The sequence below is a fragment of the Pseudomonas viciae genome (assembly GCF_004786035.1).
GTDB classification, from domain to species: Bacteria; Pseudomonadota; Gammaproteobacteria; order Pseudomonadales; family Pseudomonadaceae; genus Aquipseudomonas; species Aquipseudomonas viciae.
On record NZ_CP035088.1, the window covers coordinates 1486403 to 1503691 of the forward strand.

The window sequence follows — 17289 nt, forward strand, 5'->3', positions numbered from 1 at the left end:
GCCAGCTCCAACAGGGGGCCTGGCACCAGGGGGTGAATCAGATGATGGAGACCTTGCTGCGCTCCGCCTGCTTCAGGTAAACGCCCAACTCCCGTGCCGGCAGCGGTTTGCTGTAGTAATAGCCCTGACCTTCGTGACAGCCCTCGGCGATGATGTAGGCCTCTTGCTCGACCGTCTCGACCCCTTCGGCGATTACTTGCATTCCCAGGCTTTTGCCCAATTGGATGATGGCTCGGACGATGGTCGCGTCGTCCTCGTCATCGAGCAGGTCCTGAACAAAGCTCTTGTCGATCTTGATCTTGTCCAGCGGCAGGCTCTTGAGGTAACTCAGGGACGAATAACCGGTCCCGAAGTCATCGATGGCAATCAGCGCGCCCGAGCGGCGCAGGCTCAGCAGGTGCTGGGCTGCGGTGGTGATGTCTTCCATCAGGCCGGTTTCGGTGACTTCCAGCTCCAGGCTGCGCGGCGGCAAGCGGTACATCTGCAAGAGATTGTTCACCACCCGCGGCAGTTCGGCGTGGTGCAGTTGCACCGTCGACAGGTTGACCGCCATGCGCAGGTCGGCGAAGCCTTGGTCGTGCCATTCGCGCAACTGTTTGCAGGCCTGGTCCAGCACCCATTCGCCGATGGCAATGATGGTGCCGTTCTGCTCGGCCAGGGGAATGAACAGGTCCGGCGGTACGAGGCCGTGTTCGGGGTGATGCCAGCGGATCAGGGCTTCGATCCCCACCACCCGCAGGTCGCGGTAGCTGATTTGTGGCTGGTAGACCAACGTGAACTGCTCGCGGGCCAGGGCCTCGCGCAGGTCTTTCTCCAGTTCGCGACGGCGGCGCATTTCGCTGTCGACGCTGGCAATGTAGAACTGGTAGCGATTGCGTGAGCGGGCCTTGGCCAGCGTCATGGTCTGCTCGGCTTTCTGCAAGAGCTTCTCGGTACTGTCGCCGTCCTCGGGGAAGAGGGTGATGCCGATGGTGGCCCGCAGGCGGATTTTCTGATCGTCGAGGGCGAACTGCGCTTCCAGGTCGTCGAGGATGCTCTGGGCCAGCTCAGCGGCTTCGTAAGGCTGCTCGATGTCGGCCTGGACCAGGGCGAACTGGTCGCCACCCAGTCGCGCCAGGGCACCGAGACGCCCGCTGTGGGCCCGCAACCGATCCGCGAGGGCCAGCAGCAACTGGTCGCCCGTCTGATAGCTGAACTGTTCGTTGATGCCCTTGAAATCATCCAGCCCTACACACAGCACCGCCACCCGGCGTTGCAGGCGCCCGGCGTCCACCAGGATCTTGTCCAGTTGCTGTTGAAGCTGCTGGCGGTTGGGCAGGCCGGTGAGGAAGTCGTACTGGGCCATGCGCAGCAGGCTGTTTTCCGCTTCGTGGCGCAGGTGCGTGTTGCGCTCGATGGATTCGAGCAATTGATTGGCGGTATTGATCCACAGGCCCAGTTCGTTTCGCTCGTGGCCCTTGAGCTGTGGGATCTTGTGTTCGCTGGGGCGATCGGGATTGATTTCGGTCAGATGCTCGATGATCCGCGACAGCGGCTTGGTGAGCAGCCAGTGATAGACCAGGTACAACACCAGGCCCATGGCCAGGGCCCGCAGCATCCCGGAGATGAAGATGATCCCGGAGTTGACGATGAAGCTCTGGCCATAGGTGGCGGTGTCGAGGGTAATGCTCAGGTCGCCGTAATATTCACTGTAGGGCCCGCGTCCCACCAATTGCGTGGTGAAGGTGCGCTCCTTGCCGAGGATCAGGTCGGTCAGCCAGCGGCTGTCGGACTTCTGCAAGGGCCGGGTTTTTTCGGCCAGCATGGTTTCGCGGGGGTGGCCGATGGAAGCCATGCGTACGGCGTCGTCCTGGAATAGCCCCTCGATCACTTGCATGCCCATTTCCCGGTCCAGGCTGTAGACGGCCTGGGTCGAAGGGTCGCGGAACATATCGAGAATCCGCTGGGCGTCGCTGGCCACGGCCCGGTTGGTTTTATAGGCATCGAACACGATCTGGGCACAGCTCAAGACCATGCCAACGATCAATGCCGAGAGGAGCACGACCCGGAGCAACTTCACAGACAAGCTGTTCTTGAGTTCCAGCTTCAAAGAGGGGGTTCCTTGTTCCGTGCGGGTAGCGTCAAGTTGCCATGAGTATTGGCAATCCTGTGATGTCAGTCAAAGGGACAATCAAACACAAGGGTTTTCGTCTGATGCCTGGCCGACGCACAGTTTTTTCCGAGCTATTGCTCTACAGTCATTATGTCGGTTGGAAAGGGCCGCAACTTGAGGCCTGAAAGGATTTTTTGTTGGGTTTTGGATGTGGGTTCATGCGTCGGAGTCGATGGTCAATCACGGATCCAAGGTAAAAAAAACCCGGCAAGGTGCCGGGTTCTTTGTCTGGCATCAAGGCTTAAGCGGTGAAGGTCTTGCCTTCGAACTGCTCGGCCACGAATTTCCAGTTGACCAGGTTCCAGAACGCTTCGACGTATTTCGGACGAAGGTTACGGTAGTCGATGTAGTAAGCGTGTTCCCAGACGTCGCAGGTCAGCAGCGGGGTGTCGCCGCTGGTCAGCGGGTTGCCGGCGCCAATGGTGCTGGCCAGGGCCAGGGAACCATCAGCCTTTTTCACCAGCCAGCCCCAGCCGGAACCGAAGGTGCCGATGGAGGTTTTGCTGAACTCTTCCTTGAACTTGTCGAACGAACCGAAGGCTGCATTGATGGCTTCAGCCAGCGCGCCGGTTGGTTGACCGCCGGCGTTTGGCGCCAGGCAGTTCCAGTAGAAGGTGTGGTTCCAGACCTGAGCGGCGTTGTTGAAGATACCGCCCGAGGAAGTCTTGACGATTTCTTCCAGGGTCTTGCCTTCGAACTCGGTGCCAGGCACCAGGTTGTTCAGGTTCACGACGTAGGTGTTGTGGTGCTTGTCGTGGTGAAACTCCAGAGTTTCTTTGGAGATGTGCGGCGCCAGTGCGTCGTGTGGATAGGGCAGTGGCGGCAATTCGAAAGCCATGGTGATTCTCCTAATCAGGTCAGTTGCGGTGAGCGCAAGGCCGATCACGGGCGGCCAGACTAGCGCCGGGGAGTTTGTACTCTTTGCGGCGCAGGAGTCGGATCATAGCACCGGGGGTGCGGCATAACCACGCAACAACTGTGTGGAATAGAGGTTCCAGAGCGGTTTGGAATAATCAGCCGGAGACGATCAACTGCACTGCCACGGTAAACATCATCAGCGCCACCAGAACGTCCAGTATCCGCCAGGTACTTGGCCGGGCCAGCCACGGAGCCAGCCACGCGGCGCCAAGGGCCAGGGTGAAGAACCACAGCAGCGAGGCACTGGCCGCGCCCACGACATAGGCGCCGGGCACGCTTTGCTGGGCACCGAGGGAACCGATCAGCAGCACGGTGTCGAGGTACACGTGGGGATTGAGCAGCGTCACCGCCAGCGCGCTGAGCAGCACCGCCCGTAGCGAGCGCACCGCCTGTTTTTCCCCTTGTTGCAGGCTCTGTTTCGAGCAGGCCCGACGCAACGCCTGGCTGCCGTACCAGAGCAGGAATAGCGCCCCGCCCCAGCGGGCAATCGCCAGCAGTATCGGGCTCTGGGCCAGCAGCGTTGCCAGCCCGAACACGCCAGCGGCGACCAGCAATGCATCGCAGGTGATGCACAGTGCGGCCACCGGCAAGTGATGCTCGCGGCGCAGGCTCTGGGCCAGTACAAAGGCGTTCTGCGCGCCGATGGCCATGATCAGCCCGAGGGCCACCAGCAGTCCGTTCACATAACTTTGCCACATGATTTTTACTCCCCGTCGATGCCTGAATGCTGGCCATTCTCCGGTGGGACGCTGTATAAGAAAAACCAATCTTGCTGATTGCTCATTAGGAAAACTGATGTTCGATTACAAATTGCTTTCCGCCCTGGCTGCCGTGGTCGAGCAAGCGGGTTTCGAGCGGGCCGCCCAGGTGCTGGGGCTGTCGCAATCAGCCATTTCCCAGCGGATCAAACTGCTGGAGGCGCGGGTCGGTCAGCCGGTGTTGGTGCGCGCCACCCCGCCTGCGCCGACCGAGATCGGCCGCCGCTTGCTCAACCATGTGCAACAGGTGCGTCTGTTGGAGCGTGACCTGCAAAGCCTGGTGCCGGCGCTGGATGAAGAGGGCCTGCCCGAACGCCTGCGCATCGCCTTGAATGCCGACAGCCTGGCGACCTGGTGGGCGGCGGCCGTGGGCGATTTCTGCGCCGAGCAGCATCTATTGCTCGATTTGGTGGTGGAAGACCAGAACGTCGGCCTCAAGCGTATGCGCGCCGGCGAAGTGGCAGCGTGTGTCTGCGCCAGTGAACGCCCTGTGGCTGGCGCCCGCAGCGTATTGCTGGGGGCCATGCGCTATCGGGCCCTGGCCAGCCCGGCGTTCATAGCCAGGCATTTCCCCGATGGGGTGCGTGCCGATCAGTTGGCCCGCACGCCGGCACTGGTATTTGGCCCGGATGATTTCCTGCAGCACCGCTACCTTGCGTCCCTGGGGGTGGAGGGCGGTTTCGAACACCATCTGTGCCCGTCGTCCGAAGGATTCATCCGTCTTGCCGAGGTCGGGCTCGGCTGGGGGCTGGCGCCGGAGCTGCAAGTGCGTGGGCAACTGGCGCGAGGCGAGCTGGTGGAGCTGTTGGCAGATAAACCGATTGATGTGCCGCTGTACTGGCATTATTGGCGTAATGGCGGGCAGTTGCTCGGTTTATTGACCGAACAGTTGATCCACTCCTCCAGGCAATGGCTGGTGCCTTGGGAGCCGCAATAGACGTCAAGCTGCAGGTAATAAGCGGCGCACAGATTAATTTGCAGGTTGAAGCTTGAGGCTCGTAACTGCACTTCTTAGGAGCATTCATGAAAATTCTGGTCACCGGCGCGAGCGGCTTCATTGGCGGGCGCTTTGCGCGTTTCGCCCTGGAGCAGGGCCTGGATGTACGGGTCAACGGGCGCCGGGCCGAGAGTGTGGAGCACCTGGTGCGTCGCGGTGCGCAGTTCATCCAAGGGGACCTCAGCGACCCGTTGCTGGCTCGCGATCTATGCCTGGACGTCGACGCCGTAGTGCACTGCGCCGGTGCCGTGGGGCTTTGGGGGCGTTATCAGGATTTTCACCTGGGCAATGTCCAGGTCACGGAAAATGTCGTCGAGGCCTGTCTCAAGCAGAAGGTCCGGCGCCTGGTTCATCTGTCGTCACCCTCCATTTACTTTGACGGCCGTGACCACCTCGGGCTGACGGAAGAGCAAGTGCCCAAGCGCTTCAAGCATCCTTACGCCGCCACCAAGTACCTGGCCGAACAGAAAGTCTTCGGCGCCCAGGAGTTCGGTCTTGAAGTGCTGGCCCTGCGCCCGCGTTTCGTGACCGGCGCTGGCGACATGAGTATTTTTCCACGTTTGCTGAAAATGCAGCGCAAGGGCCGGCTGGCGATTGTCGGCAACGGCTTGAACAAAGTGGATTTCACCAGCGTGCAGAACCTTAACGAAGCGCTGCTCAGCAGTCTGCTGGCCACTGATTCGGCCCTGGGCAAGGCCTACAACATCAGCAACGGGGCGCCGGTTCCGTTGTGGGACGTGGTTAATTATGTGATGCGACAGATGGAAGTCCCACAGGTCCGGCGTTATCGTTCCTACGGGTTGGCCTACAGTGTCGCGGCCCTGAATGAAGGCTTCTGCGCGTTATGGCCAGGCCGCCCCGAGCCGACGCTGTCGCGCCTGGGCATGCAGGTCATGAACAAAAGCTTCACCCTGGACATCAGTCGCGCCCGGCATTATCTCGATTACGATCCACAGGTCAGCTTGTGGGCCGCCCTCGATGAATTCTGCGCTTGGTGGAGGGTCCAAGATGCCCGCTGATCGGCCCGTCATGAACCGAGTGTCATGTTCGGGGTCAATCGGTGCGGCGGGCGAGGGGGTTATACTCGCTGTATCACGCCATCACCGGTTTCTCAAAGGTTGAATCCATGCCCATGCGTAACGATGCCAACGACGACTTCGACGATGTACCGAGCCTGCGGATGCGAGCCGACATTCCCGATGACGATGACTTTCTGCCCAACCGCCAGCCCCATGCGCAAGCGCGCCCGGCGCCCGTTGCGGCGGCCAAGGTCAAGGGCCCCAGCACCGGGCCGTTGTGGGCATTGATCGGCGCGCTGTTGTGTGCGTTCGGTTTCCTGGCCTGGTGGAGTTTTCAGCAGATTTCCCTGATGGAACAGCAACTGGTGGCCACCCAGGAGAGCTTCGCGCGGATCAGTGAAGATGCGGCGGGACGCCTGCAGGACATTTCCGGCAAGGTCGTCGCTGGCCAGTCCAATGTGATGAGCGACAGTGAAGCCTTGAAACTGCAGATCAAGCAGTTGGACAACAAACTGCAGGACCAGAGCAAGCAGTTGGACAGCAAGCTGCAGGATCAGAGCAAGCAATTCGAAAACAAACTGCTGGAGCAGTACAAACTGCAGCAGGGCGCGTTTGGTCCGTCCGCCGACCTGGACAAGGAACTGGCTCAGCTCATTGCCCAGGCAGCTGAACAGCAGAACGCCAACACTCAGTTGCAAACTGCCAATAAGGAGCTCCAAGCCCAGCTCAAGGCGCTCGCGGCTGAAGTTACCGCCCTGAAAAACCAGGGCGAGGGTGGTGCCCTGGATGCCCAGCTCAAGAGCATCGGTGCCGACATCACCGCCTTGAAAAGAGCCACTTCCAACTCTGCCATCGACCGCCTGGAGCAGGATGTGATCGTGCTCAAGAGCCAGCAGGATAAGGGCGGCAACACTGCCGAGTTTGACGCCTTCCGCGGCCAGGTCACCCGCAACATCAATACCCTGCAATCGCAGATCCAGTATTTGCAGCAGCAACTGAGCAGTCGGGCTCAGTGACATACCTGTGGGGGCTAACAGCTACCGAAGGTGGTGGCTGTCAGGTCGCTTTCGCGAGCAAACCCGCTCCCACACTGGATCTTCAGCGAACATGGGCGTTATAGCTGTCAAAGATCAGATGTGGGAGCGGGCTTGCTCGCGAAGGCTGAGCCTCAGTCAATCCGCTACTGCCTGACCCTTCGCTATCTTGCGCATAAGTGCTCCCCAGCAATCCCCTGAATACTTCCACATCACCCCACGCCGTCTACGCTCTTGAAACATCAACAAGAACGAGGGCGCGCGTATGGGTTTTTTTCACAAGATTGCCTGGCTGGGCGCAATGCTTGTGCTGGGTTTGGCACCGGTTCACGCCGCGACGCCCGACGATGGCCAGGCGGCCCGGGCGCTGCTGGAAAAGGCCTTGGCCTATTACCACGACAACGGTGACAAAGCGTTTGCCGCCTTCAGCCGCCAAGGGGAGTTCGTCGACAAGGACCGCTACGTGTTCGTGGTGGATACCCAGGGCGTCATGCTCGCCAGTGGCGGACCCTCTTCGGCGTTGATCGGGCGAGACGTCTCCGAGGTGCTGGGGCCGGATTTGCGCAAGGCCTTCAAGGACGCCTTGAAAACCCCCGAGGCCAGCGGCATCCAGCAAGCCGAATACCGCTGGCAGAACTGGGCCGACGGCAAGGTCGAACGCAAGCACGTGTATTTCCAGCGGGTCGGCGAGCGGATCCTGGCCGTCGGCTACTACCTGCCACGCGCTTCCGCCGAACAGGCTCGGGCGCTGCTGGGCAAGGCTTCGAGCGACCTGATGAAGAACGAGAAGGCCACGCTCACGGCAGTCAACTCCCTCAAGGGCGGTTACTTGCAGGACGACCTGTATGTCTTTGTCGTTGATCTCAATACCCAGAGGTATGTCGGCCACGGCACCAACCTGCGGTTGATCAACACCGATTTCGCCAAGGTCAAGGACCCGGATGGCAAACCGGTGGGCGAGCCGATCCTGGCGCTGATCGGCAAGCAGGACGAGGGGGAGTACGAGTATCGCTGGAAGAACCCGGTGACCGGTAAGGTCGAGGACAAGCACGCGTACCTGAAGAAGGTCGGGCATTTCCTGGTGGCGGTGGGGTATTACAGCCCTTGAGCCTCAATAAAGGCTCATAGCGCTGGCCATTGTGACGAGGGAGCTTGCTCCCGCTGGAGTGCGCAGCTCTCCCCAAAAAGGGCCGCTTCGCAGCCCAGCGGGAGCAAGCTCCCTCGCCACGGATGAATCCGACAACCTTCAGGTAATGGCAATCAGCCCGCCACCAACACCCGAATCGCCTCCAGTCGCAGCGCCGCCTTCTCAAGCATCGCCAGGCCTTGCTCGCGCTGTTGGCGCAGGGCCACCAGTTCGCTGTCGCGTACGGTCGGGTTGACGGCTTGCAGGGCGGTCAGGCGCGCCAGTTCTTCGTCGGTATCGGCGGCCAGGCGTCGCTGGGCCTCGGCCACGCGTTCGGCGTGACGCGGGGCGATCTTCTCCTCACCGGCGTTGATCCGTGGCGTGAGCTGGTCACGTTGGGCCTGGATGAACTTGTTGGCGCTGGCACGGGGTACGCTTTCGAGTTGGTCGTTCAGGGTTTCGAACGAGACACGGGCGGCCAAGTCGTTGCCGTTGGTGTCCAGCAGGCAGCGCAGTGCGGCCGGCGGCAGGTAACGACCCAGTTGCAGCGAGCGTGGGGCGACCACTTCACTGACATAGAGCAGTTCCAGCAATACGGTGCCCGGCTTGAGGGCCTTGTTCTTGATCAGCGCCACGGCGGTGTTGCCCATGGAGCCGGACAGCACCAGGTCCATGCCGCCTTGCACCATCGGGTGTTCCCAAGTGATGAACTGCATGTCTTCGCGAGACAACGCCTGGTTGCGGTCGTAGGTGATGGTCACGCCTTCGTCGTCGCCCAGTGGGAAGCTGGCGTCGAGCATTTTTTCGCTCGGTTTGAGAATCAGCGCGTTTTCCGAATGGTCCTCGCTGTCGATACCGAATGCGTCGAACAGGGTTTCCATGTAGATCGGCAGGGCGAACTGGTCGTCCTGCTCGAGAATCGCCTCCACCAGTGCGTCGCCTTCACCCGCGCCGCCGGAATTGAGCTCCAGCAGACGGTCGCGACCGGTGTGCAGCTCGGCTTCCAGGCGTTCGCGTTCGGCGCGAGCTTCGTCGATCAGCGCTTGCCACTGGCCATCGTCGGCTTCTTCCAGCAGCGGCAGCAGGCGCGGGCCGAACTGATGCTGCAAGGCGTTGCCGGTCGGGCAGGTGTTGAGGAAGGCGTTCAGGGCTTCGTGATACCACTGGAACAGGCGCGCTTGCGGGCTGGTTTCCAGGTAAGGCACATGCAGCTCGATGGTGTGCTTCTGACCGATCCGGTCCAGACGGCCGATGCGCTGCTCCAGCAAGTCCGGGTGGGACGGCAGATCGAACAGCACCAGATGATGGGCGAACTGGAAGTTGCGACCTTCGCTGCCGATTTCCGAGCAAATCAGCACCTGGGCGCCAAACTCTTCATCGGCGAAGTAAGCTGCCGCGCGGTCACGCTCCAGGATGTTCATGCCTTCGTGGAACACCGTGGCCGGGATGCCGGAGCGCACGCGCAGGGCGTCTTCCAGGTCCATGGCGGTTTCGGCATGGGCGCAGATCACCAGCACTTTGGTGCGCTTGAGCATCTTCAGGGTGTCGATCAGCCATTCGACCCGCGGGTCGAAACGCCACCAGCGTTCTTCTTCGCTGGCGTCCAGCTGGGCCTGGAAGCTGACTTCCGGGTACAGCTCGGCGTGATCGCCCAGCGGCAGCTCGAGGTATTCATCCGGGCATGGCAGCGGGTAGGCGTGCAGCTTGCGCTCCGGGAAACCCTGCACGGCGGCGCGGGTGTTGCGAAACAGCACGCGGCCAGTGCCGTGGCGGTCCAGCAGTTCGCGCACCAGGCGGGCGCTGGCTTCGACATCGCCGTCGTTGACGGCGGTCAGCAACGCTTCGCCTTCGTTGCCCAGGAAACCGTGGATGGTCTTGTGGGCTTCGGGCGAGAGCCGGCCCTTGTCCAGCAGCTCCTGCACGGCTTCGGCCACCGGGCGATAATTTTCGCTCTCGGCGCGGAAGGCCTTGAGGTCATGGAAGCGGTTCGGATCCAGCAGGCGCAGGCGGGCGAAGTGGCTGTCCTGGCCCAGTTGTTCCGGGGTCGCGGTCAGCAGCAGCACGCCGGGGATCGTCTCGGCGAGCTGTTCGACCAAGGCGTATTGCGGGCTGACCTGATCCTCATGCCATACCAGGTGGTGAGCTTCGTCGACCACCATCAGGTCCCAGCCGGCGGCGAACAGCGCATCCTGGGCCTTTTCGTCGTCCACCAGCCATTCCAGCGCCACCAGGGCCAACTGGGTGTCTTCGAACGGGTTGCTGGCATCGCTTTCGATGAAGCGTTCTTCGTCGAACAGCGCGACCTGCAGGTTGAACCGCCGACGCATTTCCACCAGCCACTGGTGCTGCAGGTTCTCCGGAACCAGGATCAGCACGCGGCTGGCGCGACCGGAAAGCAGTTGGCGGTGGATCACCAGGCCGGCTTCGATGGTCTTGCCCAGGCCCACTTCGTCCGCCAGCAGCACCCGCGGCGCAATGCGGTCGGCCACTTCACGGGCAATGTGCAATTGGTGGGCGATCGGCTGGGCACGGACGCCGCCCAGGCCCCAGAGTGAAGACTGCAACTGGCGGCTGGTGTGTTCCAGGGTGTGGTAGCGCAGGGAAAACCAGGCCAGCGGGTCGATCTGGCCGGCGAACAGGCGGTCGCTGGCCAGGCGGAACTGGATAAAGTTCGACAGTTGGGTTTCCGGCAGGGTGACGACTTCGTTCTGCCCGTTGAGGCCGTGGTAGACCAGCAGTCCGTCGACATCATCGACTTCGCGCACGGTCATCTTCCAGCCTTCGAAGTGAGTGATCACATCACCCGGCGAAAACCGTACACGGGTGAGGGGCGCATTCCGTAGCGCGTACTGGCGAGTGTCGCCAGTGGCCGGATAGAGCACGGTCAACAAGCGGCCGTCCTGTGCCAGAACGGTGCCTAAACCCAGCTCGGCTTCGCTGTCACTGATCCAGCGTTGCCCCGGTTGATACTGCTGCGCCATGCTGCCTGACTCCCGCCTTGAAAAAGCCGGTTATCTTAACGGAATGATCCTTCAGACCAAAGGATTTACGTACGCATTACGCTGCCAGGGGGCTGATTCATTACCCGCAGGTATGGAACTTAAGCCCGCTCGACGATCAAACAAGCTCGGCCCCGCGGATTGCTGCAATGCCAACTGGGTCACAAGTTTCAGACCGGCGGTTCAAGCTGCCACCCCTGCAGCCGACAACCTGAAGACAGGAGACCTTTATGTTGCCACCCATGCTTCCTCTGAGCGCCGTGCCTATTACGGCTCAACAGGATCCGATCCGCCAGCGACCGGACATACCGCCCGTGGTCCCGGTGCAGCAAAGCTCCAACGAAAGCACCATCGACCTGAAAAATCGCGACCCTGAAGAGGCTGCGCTGTTGCTGCGCGAGGAGCAACAGCGCCAGCAGGAACGCAACAAGCGCCGCCGCGAAGCCGACGAAGATCCCGAGGTGCACCTGGCCGTACCAGGTACTGAACTGAACGCCGATAACACCGTGCCAGTGGTGCCGCTGGTGGAAGGGGAGGAGCGTCAGGGCTTATGGGTCGACATCCAGATCTGATTTAGGGTGTTTGCCGACGTACGCAGTCTGGTCAACGCCGCCAACAGCCCGCATCATGGACGTATCCGCAATTCACTGCACGATGCCGACACGCCATGAGCCAAGAAGACAAACTGATCGACCTCAGCGCTGAGCGCGCCAAGCGCGTTCACGACCTCAACGAAAAACGCCTCAATGAAGTCCGTCAGGCTTTCGAGCAAGCCATGCCGTTGGGCAAGCCCAAGAAAAAGCCGAAAAACAAACCGAAAAAGCGCTGACCTCCCCTCGATCCATTGATACAGATCAGTTATTTCCCCACCTTTGCGCCCCGTTGCGGGCGTTATTGACCCCGGTCAATTTTCATCCAGGCCTGATTGGTTAACTTGAACCCATCGCAACAGGGGCAAGATCAGGAGGCCAGTCATGTTTTTCGATAATGTGGTGTTTGCCGGAGTGTTGACGGTCGGCCTCATGTTCGTATTTTTCGCCGGCTTTGGATTATTCATCTGGAAAGACGCACATAAGCGCAAAAAGCCATAGGTCTTTCCGGCTACAACGAGCACGCAAGGCATTTTGGGCGACTTCGGTCGCCCTTTTTTTTGCGATTTTTCAGGCCTACACCAAACTCCTGTGGGAGCGGGCATAAAAAAAGGTGCGATCCACAAGGATCGCACCTTTTTTGTAACTGGCTGAAATCAGCTACCCAGGGCCTTGGATGCCAGCCAGAACAGCCCGGCCGACAGCGCTACGGTCGCCGGCAGGGTCAATACCCAGGCCAGCAGGATGGTTCGAACCGTGCCACCTTGCAGGCCGCTCTTATTGGCGACCATGGTGCCGGCCACGCCCGAGGACAGTACATGGGTGGTGGAAACCGGCAGGCTGAAAATGTTCGCCATGCCGATCATGCACGCGGTGGTGATCTGCGCCGACATGCCTTGGGCGTAGGTCATGCCTTGCTTGCCGATCTTCTCACCGATGGTCAGTACCACGCGCTTCCAGCCGACCATGGTGCCCAGGCCCAGCGCCAGGGCGACCGCCAGAATCACCCAGAACGGGGCGTACTCGGTGGTGCCGGTCAAGTCCTTGCGCAGCTTGTTCAGGTCGTCTTTCTCACGGGCTGCCAGGCCTGGCAACTTGCCGACCTTCTTCGCCGTGTCGTCCAGGCAGAGCAGGTAGCGACGCACCTCGATACGGCTTTCCGACGGCAGCGAATGGTAGTCAGCCACGCCTTTGAGCGTGTCGAGCAGTGCATTGATCGTCGGTTCAGTCTGCTGCGGGTTGCAGCGGAATTTCTCCGGCAGATCGCCCTTCACGCTTTTGCCCAGCGCCAGGAATTCACCCAGGGACTGGCTGTTGCGCTGGTAGAACTGGCTCAAGTGCAGGGTCGCGTCGCGGGTCCGCTCGATCTGGTAGGTGGTGCTGTTCAGGTCGAGCACGAACTGCGAAGGCACGATACCGATCAGCACCAGCATGATCAGGCCGATACCTTTCTGACCATCGTTGGAGCCGTGGACGAAGCTGACGGCCATGGCCGAGATCACCAGCACCAGGCGGTTCCAGAACGGTGGGTGCTTCTTGTCGTCGATCTTGCGGCGCTGTTCTGGCGTCTTGTGCATCTTTGACAGTGGACGCCACCATTTCAGGCTGATCAACACCAGGGCGGCAATCAGGAAGCCGGCCATGGGCGAGAACACCAGGGAGGCGCCGATATCGATCGCCTTCTGCCAGTTCACCCCGTCGGCCAACGGAATGTCATTGATCAGTGCGTTGGCCAGGCCCACGCCGAGGATCGAACCGATCAGCGTGTGGGAACTGGAAGCCGGAATACCGAAGTACCAGGTGCCCAGGTTCCAGGTGATGGCCGCTGCGAGCAGCGAAAACACCATGGCCAGCCCATGTCCGGTGTTCACATTGATCAGCAGTTCCACGGGCAACAGGTGGACGATGGCATACGCCACGCCCACGCCGCCCAGCAGTACGCCGAGGAAATTGAATACACCGGAAAAGAACACCGCCAGGTGAGGCGGCATGGCTTTGGTGTAGATAACAGTGGCAACCGCGTTAGCGGTGTCATGAAAGCCGTTGATGAACTCGAAGGCGAGGACAAAAGCCAGGGCGAGCAAGAGGCTCACAAGCACCCAAGCATCCAGTCCGCTGAATAAATCGATCATGAAGGTTTTCTGACCCGGTCGTAAGGGGGCGCGATTATGCCAGAAAACCGTGGCAATCGATGCATTGCCTGCTCATCGGTAACATTCTTCTACGAAATAATTTGTAGAAAGCCCGTCGCGCCGAGGTTTTTGGCGGGTCATGCAACCCATTGATTCTGGTGTGGAAAGCGCGAACGACAAGATCGCCACCCGGTTGGAGGGGGCGTCAGGGTGGTATGAAATACCTGAAAGAAGTTCGGTCATGGGCATTCCTCGACCGTTGGCGCAAGGAGATGCGGCCCGCTCATGACGGGCGCTCAACCTCGGTGTCCGGCCTGGGTGTCGGCCGGATACCGCTTCACAAGAACACAAGCCTTAAGTGTCAATGCTCTTCGGCTTTGAGTTCCTTTTCCATTTTCTGGAGTTCCTGGGTGAAGGCCTGGTCCTGAACGGTGGCGCGTTTACGCCAGGGTTTGCGTTCGGGTTCAGGCTGCGCGGCGTAGGTGGTGACTTCCCCGCCGTAAACTTCCTTGTAACGTTGTTCCTGGCGCTCAAGTTCCGCGCGCAGTTCGTCTTTCGTCACAGTGTTACCTAATAAATTGAAATTGAATCTGGTGATACGCACTGCATGTAGGCATGCAGACGGCCACGGCACCAGAGCTGACAGCTGACGTAGCATCAGGGCTTCGTGTTGTTACCAATACAGGAGAAGCGGCCATTAAGGTGCTTCGGGCACCTGTTGCCGGCACTACGGTATATCTGCAGTACCGGCGGACGGGAACGGTCGATTGGCCGTTGCGTCACTGAAGTGCATTATAGCGGTCCACTCGAAGAACACTATCGGGAAAAGTTAAAACGGTCTTTTGTTGTGTGAATCCATGTTTGGATGCACAACTTATGGCAATTAGGTTTCAGCTCGCGCCCGCAAGTGCCGGTAGGCTGACGCCATCGACGCTGACAAGTTCAATATCCCATGCCCCGAGTTGAAGTCGCCGTCCTTGGAGCTGGAACTTATATCGACTCTGCTCGCCAGATCAAGCGAATTACCGCGCAATCAGCCTTGTTGCGATTATCGATCGCTGGTTCGATAATCGAACGGTCTTGGCAGCTTGCCCTTGTCTGTTCATTGGGCAGCCGCTTGTAATAGCCGTCATTTGCCGGGAAGGACCAGACATGAACGACCAGTTGCGCAACGCCTTTACTTCAGTAGCGCCCCCGATCGTCGCCTCACCGGCCAAGCGGATCCAGGCCCTGACGGGCGACCCGGACTTCATGACGTCCCTGGCCCGCGGATTGGCCGTGGTCCAGGCTTTCCAGGAGCGCAAGCGACACCTGACCATTGCCCAGATCAGCCACCGCACGGAAATTCCCCGTGCCGCCGTCAGACGTTGCTTGCATACCTTGATCAAGCTTGGCTACGCCACGACGGACGGGCGCACCTATTCGTTGTTGCCCAAAGTGCTGACCCTCGGTCACGCCTATCTGTCCTCGACGCCCCTGGCTGTTTCCGCCCAGCCCTATCTGGACCGCATGAGCGAACAGTTGCACGAGGCCTGCAACATGGCGACGCTCGAAGGCGACGATATTCTCTATATTGCCCGGTCGGCCACCACTCAGCGGCTGATCTCCGTGGACCTCTCCGTTGGTGGGCGTCTGCCGGCTTATTGCACCTCCATGGGTAGGATTCTTCTGGCGGCCCTGGATGATGCGTCGCTGCGTGACTACCTCGACCACGCCGACCTGCAGGCCAAGACCAGCCGGACCCTGCACACACCCGAGGCGCTGCTCGAGTGCCTGCAACAGGTTCGACAGCAGGGCTGGTGCATCGTCGACCAGGAACTGGAGCAGGGCCTGCGTTCGATTGCCGTGCCGGTGTACGACGCTTCCGGTCAGGTGGTGGCGGCGCTGAATGTCAGTACCCATGCCGGGCGGGTCAGCCGCAGCGAGTTGGAGCAGCGCTTCCTGCCAGGCTTACTCGCGGCAAGCCGCGACTTGAGTGCGCAGCTGTTCACTTAAGTTGTTCGATAAACGCACAGAGTCGCCGCTGGTGAATTGACGGTATTTACCGTGCCTCATTAATGTCGCGGCAGCGTCATCCGGCGTGATCGAGTCTGGCTCGGTCGGTGGCGACTTCTGTTCGCCTGCGTTTCTCGCGTGGAATAAAAATAAAATGAATCAGCCCCAAACTTCCGTAGGCAATTGCCTCGATGTGCAGTCCTTCATCAACGCCCAACCCATTTCGCGCTACCAGTGGCGAGTGGTGATTCTCTGCTTTCTGATTGTCTTTCTCGATGGCCTCGACACGGCGGCCATGGGCTTCATCGCCCCGGCCCTGTCCCAGGACTGGGGCATCGATCGCGCCAGCCTTGGGCCGGTGATGAGTGCCGCATTGATCGGCATGGTGTTCGGCGCACTGGGTTCCGGCCCGCTGGCTGACCGTTTTGGGCGAAAAGTCGTACTGGTGGGCGCGGTCCTGCTGTTTGGCGCGTTCAGTCTGGCATCGGCCTACAGCACCAACGTCGATCAATTGCTGGTGCTGCGTTTCCTCACCGGCCTGGGGTTGGGCGCCGGGATGCCGAACGCCACCACTTTGCTGTCGGAATACACCCCGGAGCGCAAGAAATCCCTGCTGGTGACCAGCATGTTCTGCGGCTTCAACCTGGGCATGGCCGGTGGCGGGTTCATCTCTGCCAAGTTGATACCGGCGTTCGGCTGGCACAGCCTATTGCTGATCGGCGGAATCCTGCCATTGATCCTGGCGGTCGTGCTGTTGTTTTGGCTGCCGGAGTCGGCGCGTTACCTGGTGGTGCGCAATCGCGGCACCGATAAAGTACGCAGGACCCTGGCGCCAATCGATCCGCACACCGTTGCCCAGGCGGCGAGCTTCAGTGTGCCGGAACAGAAAACCGTGAAGGCTCGCAACGTACTGGCGGTGATCTTCTCCGGCACCTACAGCGCCGGCACCTTGCTGCTGTGGCTGACCTATTTCATGGGCCTGGTGATCGTTTACCTGCTGACCAGCTGGTTGCCGACGCTGATGCGCGACAGCGGCGCGAGCATGGAGCAGGCGGCGTTTATCGGCGCGTTGTTTCAATTCGGTGGGGTATTGAGCGCGGTCGGCGTGGGTTGGGCGATGGACCGGTTCAATCCACACAAGGTCATCGGCCTTTTCTATCTGATGGCCGGGATATTTGCCTACGCCGTGGGGCAGAGCCTGGGCAACATCACCTTGCTCGCCACCCTGGTGCTGGTGGCCGGCATGTGCGTCAACGGCGCGCAATCGGCCATGCCGTCCCTGGCGGCGCGGTTTTATCCGACCCAGGGCCGGGCCACGGGTGTGTCGTGGATGCTGGGCATCGGCCGTTTCGGCGCGATCCTCGGCGCCTGGATGGGCGCGACCTTGCTGGGCCTGGGCTGGAATTTCGAACAGGTCCTGACCGCTCTGGTGATTCCGGCGGCGCTGGCGACCACGGCGGTGGTGATCAAGGGCATGGTCAGTCATGCGGATGCGACTTGAGGCGGTGACATGGCCCGCTCCCACGGGGTTCTCTGTGTACTTGGATAAATCGATAGCCAAACAACAAT

The 17289-nt window shown here is 60.5% G+C and carries 16 protein-coding genes; 9 read left to right on the top strand and 7 right to left on the bottom strand.

Annotated elements, in window-relative coordinates; translation table 11 throughout:
- Window positions 1–37: 37 nt before the first annotated feature.
- From EPZ47_RS06825 to EPZ47_RS06835, 3 genes are all read right to left on the bottom strand, one after another.
- Window positions 38–2089, bottom strand: a complete 2052-nt coding sequence (locus EPZ47_RS06825) for a putative bifunctional diguanylate cyclase/phosphodiesterase (protein ID WP_135844091.1) — start codon at window positions 2087–2089, stop codon at window positions 38–40.
- A 304-nt stretch (window positions 2090–2393) separates the two neighbouring features.
- Complete coding sequence (locus EPZ47_RS06830) at window positions 2394–2990, bottom strand: superoxide dismutase (RefSeq protein ID WP_135844092.1); 597 nt, start codon at window positions 2988–2990, stop codon at window positions 2394–2396.
- Between the two features lie 175 nt (window positions 2991–3165).
- The gene (locus tag EPZ47_RS06835; RefSeq protein WP_135844093.1) at window positions 3166–3768 is read right to left on the bottom strand and encodes a LysE/ArgO family amino acid transporter; all 603 of its coding nucleotides are present in this window, start codon (window positions 3766–3768) and stop codon (window positions 3166–3168) included.
- A gap of 97 nt (window positions 3769–3865) precedes the next feature.
- Here EPZ47_RS06835 and EPZ47_RS06840 point away from each other — a divergent pair, with 97 nt between their 5' ends.
- The 4 genes from EPZ47_RS06840 (at window position 3866) to EPZ47_RS06855 (ending at window position 7986) form a co-directional block, all read left to right on the top strand.
- Window positions 3866–4765 (top strand): LysR family transcriptional regulator ArgP, encoded by a 900-nt coding sequence (locus EPZ47_RS06840; RefSeq protein WP_135844094.1) that lies wholly within the window; start codon window positions 3866–3868, stop codon window positions 4763–4765.
- 86 nt (window positions 4766–4851) lie between these two features.
- Window positions 4852–5844, top strand: a complete 993-nt coding sequence (locus EPZ47_RS06845; RefSeq protein ID WP_135844095.1) for an NAD-dependent epimerase/dehydratase family protein — start codon at window positions 4852–4854, stop codon at window positions 5842–5844.
- A gap of 107 nt (window positions 5845–5951) precedes the next feature.
- Entirely contained in the window at window positions 5952–6860 is a 909-nt protein-coding gene (locus EPZ47_RS06850) for an ATPase (protein ID WP_135844096.1), read from the top strand.
- Window positions 6861–7143: 283 nt separating this feature from the next.
- On the top strand, window positions 7144–7986 hold the full coding sequence (locus EPZ47_RS06855) for a cache domain-containing protein (protein ID WP_135844097.1): 843 nt from the start codon (window positions 7144–7146) through the stop codon (window positions 7984–7986).
- Window positions 7987–8138: 152 nt separating this feature from the next.
- Here EPZ47_RS06855 and rapA read toward each other — a convergent pair whose 3' ends face one another.
- Complete coding sequence (rapA, locus tag EPZ47_RS06860) at window positions 8139–10985, bottom strand: RNA polymerase-associated protein RapA (RefSeq protein WP_135844098.1); 2847 nt, start codon at window positions 10983–10985, stop codon at window positions 8139–8141.
- 248 nt (window positions 10986–11233) lie between these two features.
- On the opposite strand from rapA, the gene EPZ47_RS06865 reads away from it, so the two are divergent.
- From EPZ47_RS06865 to ccoM, 3 genes are all read left to right on the top strand, one after another.
- Window positions 11234–11575, top strand: a complete 342-nt coding sequence (locus EPZ47_RS06865) for an aspartate-semialdehyde dehydrogenase (RefSeq protein WP_135844099.1) — start codon at window positions 11234–11236, stop codon at window positions 11573–11575.
- 95 nt (window positions 11576–11670) lie between these two features.
- Window positions 11671–11832, top strand: coding sequence for a hypothetical protein (locus EPZ47_RS30190; RefSeq protein WP_163006773.1), 162 nt, complete (start codon window positions 11671–11673; stop codon window positions 11830–11832).
- A 145-nt stretch (window positions 11833–11977) separates the two neighbouring features.
- Window positions 11978–12094, top strand: coding sequence for a cytochrome c oxidase subunit CcoM (ccoM, locus tag EPZ47_RS30655; protein WP_025212288.1), 117 nt, complete (start codon window positions 11978–11980; stop codon window positions 12092–12094).
- Between the two features lie 155 nt (window positions 12095–12249).
- Here the strand turns inward: ccoM and EPZ47_RS06870 are convergent, their stop codons facing one another.
- From EPZ47_RS06870 to EPZ47_RS06875, 3 genes are all read right to left on the bottom strand, one after another.
- Entirely contained in the window at window positions 12250–13725 is a 1476-nt protein-coding gene (locus EPZ47_RS06870) for an inorganic phosphate transporter (RefSeq protein WP_135844100.1), read from the bottom strand.
- Between the two features lie 72 nt (window positions 13726–13797).
- Window positions 13798–13968, bottom strand: coding sequence for a hypothetical protein (locus EPZ47_RS30075; protein ID WP_158296348.1), 171 nt, complete (start codon window positions 13966–13968; stop codon window positions 13798–13800).
- A gap of 118 nt (window positions 13969–14086) precedes the next feature.
- Window positions 14087–14287, bottom strand: a complete 201-nt coding sequence (locus tag EPZ47_RS06875) for a hypothetical protein (RefSeq protein ID WP_135844101.1) — start codon at window positions 14285–14287, stop codon at window positions 14087–14089.
- A gap of 590 nt (window positions 14288–14877) precedes the next feature.
- Between EPZ47_RS06875 and pcaR the strand changes: the two genes are divergently transcribed.
- A complete protein-coding gene (gene pcaR / locus EPZ47_RS06880) occupies window positions 14878–15720 on the top strand; it encodes a pca regulon transcriptional regulator PcaR (protein ID WP_135844102.1) in 843 nt (280 codons plus the stop codon).
- Between the two features lie 154 nt (window positions 15721–15874).
- A complete protein-coding gene (gene pcaK, locus EPZ47_RS06885; RefSeq protein WP_135844103.1) occupies window positions 15875–17221 on the top strand; it encodes a 4-hydroxybenzoate transporter PcaK in 1347 nt (448 codons plus the stop codon).
- Window positions 17222–17289 lie beyond the last annotated feature (68 nt).

Excerpts from the sequence above, each read along its gene's own strand:
- EPZ47_RS06830 (WP_135844092.1), bottom strand. The coding sequence starts at position 2,990 with ATGGCTTTCGAATTGCCGCCACTGCCCTATCCACACGACGCACTGGCG.
- EPZ47_RS06835 (WP_135844093.1), bottom strand. The coding sequence starts at position 3,768 with ATGTGGCAAAGTTATGTGAACGGACTGCTGGTGGCCCTCGGGCTGATC.
- EPZ47_RS06840 (WP_135844094.1), top strand. The coding sequence starts at position 3,866 with ATGTTCGATTACAAATTGCTTTCCGCCCTGGCTGCCGTGGTCGAGCAA.
- EPZ47_RS06845 (WP_135844095.1), top strand. The coding sequence starts at position 4,852 with ATGAAAATTCTGGTCACCGGCGCGAGCGGCTTCATTGGCGGGCGCTTT.
- EPZ47_RS06850 (WP_135844096.1), top strand. The coding sequence starts at position 5,952 with ATGCCCATGCGTAACGATGCCAACGACGACTTCGACGATGTACCGAGC.
- EPZ47_RS06855 (WP_135844097.1), top strand. The coding sequence starts at position 7,144 with ATGGGTTTTTTTCACAAGATTGCCTGGCTGGGCGCAATGCTTGTGCTG.
- rapA (WP_135844098.1), bottom strand. The coding sequence starts at position 10,985 with ATGGCGCAGCAGTATCAACCGGGGCAACGCTGGATCAGTGACAGCGAA.
- EPZ47_RS06865 (WP_135844099.1), top strand. The coding sequence starts at position 11,234 with ATGTTGCCACCCATGCTTCCTCTGAGCGCCGTGCCTATTACGGCTCAA.
- EPZ47_RS30190 (WP_163006773.1), top strand. The coding sequence starts at position 11,671 with ATGAGCCAAGAAGACAAACTGATCGACCTCAGCGCTGAGCGCGCCAAG.
- ccoM (WP_025212288.1), top strand. The coding sequence starts at position 11,978 with ATGTTTTTCGATAATGTGGTGTTTGCCGGAGTGTTGACGGTCGGCCTC.
- EPZ47_RS06870 (WP_135844100.1), bottom strand. The coding sequence starts at position 13,725 with ATGATCGATTTATTCAGCGGACTGGATGCTTGGGTGCTTGTGAGCCTC.
- EPZ47_RS30075 (WP_158296348.1), bottom strand. The coding sequence starts at position 13,968 with ATGACCGAACTTCTTTCAGGTATTTCATACCACCCTGACGCCCCCTCC.
- pcaR (WP_135844102.1), top strand. The coding sequence starts at position 14,878 with ATGAACGACCAGTTGCGCAACGCCTTTACTTCAGTAGCGCCCCCGATC.
- pcaK (WP_135844103.1), top strand. The coding sequence starts at position 15,875 with ATGAATCAGCCCCAAACTTCCGTAGGCAATTGCCTCGATGTGCAGTCC.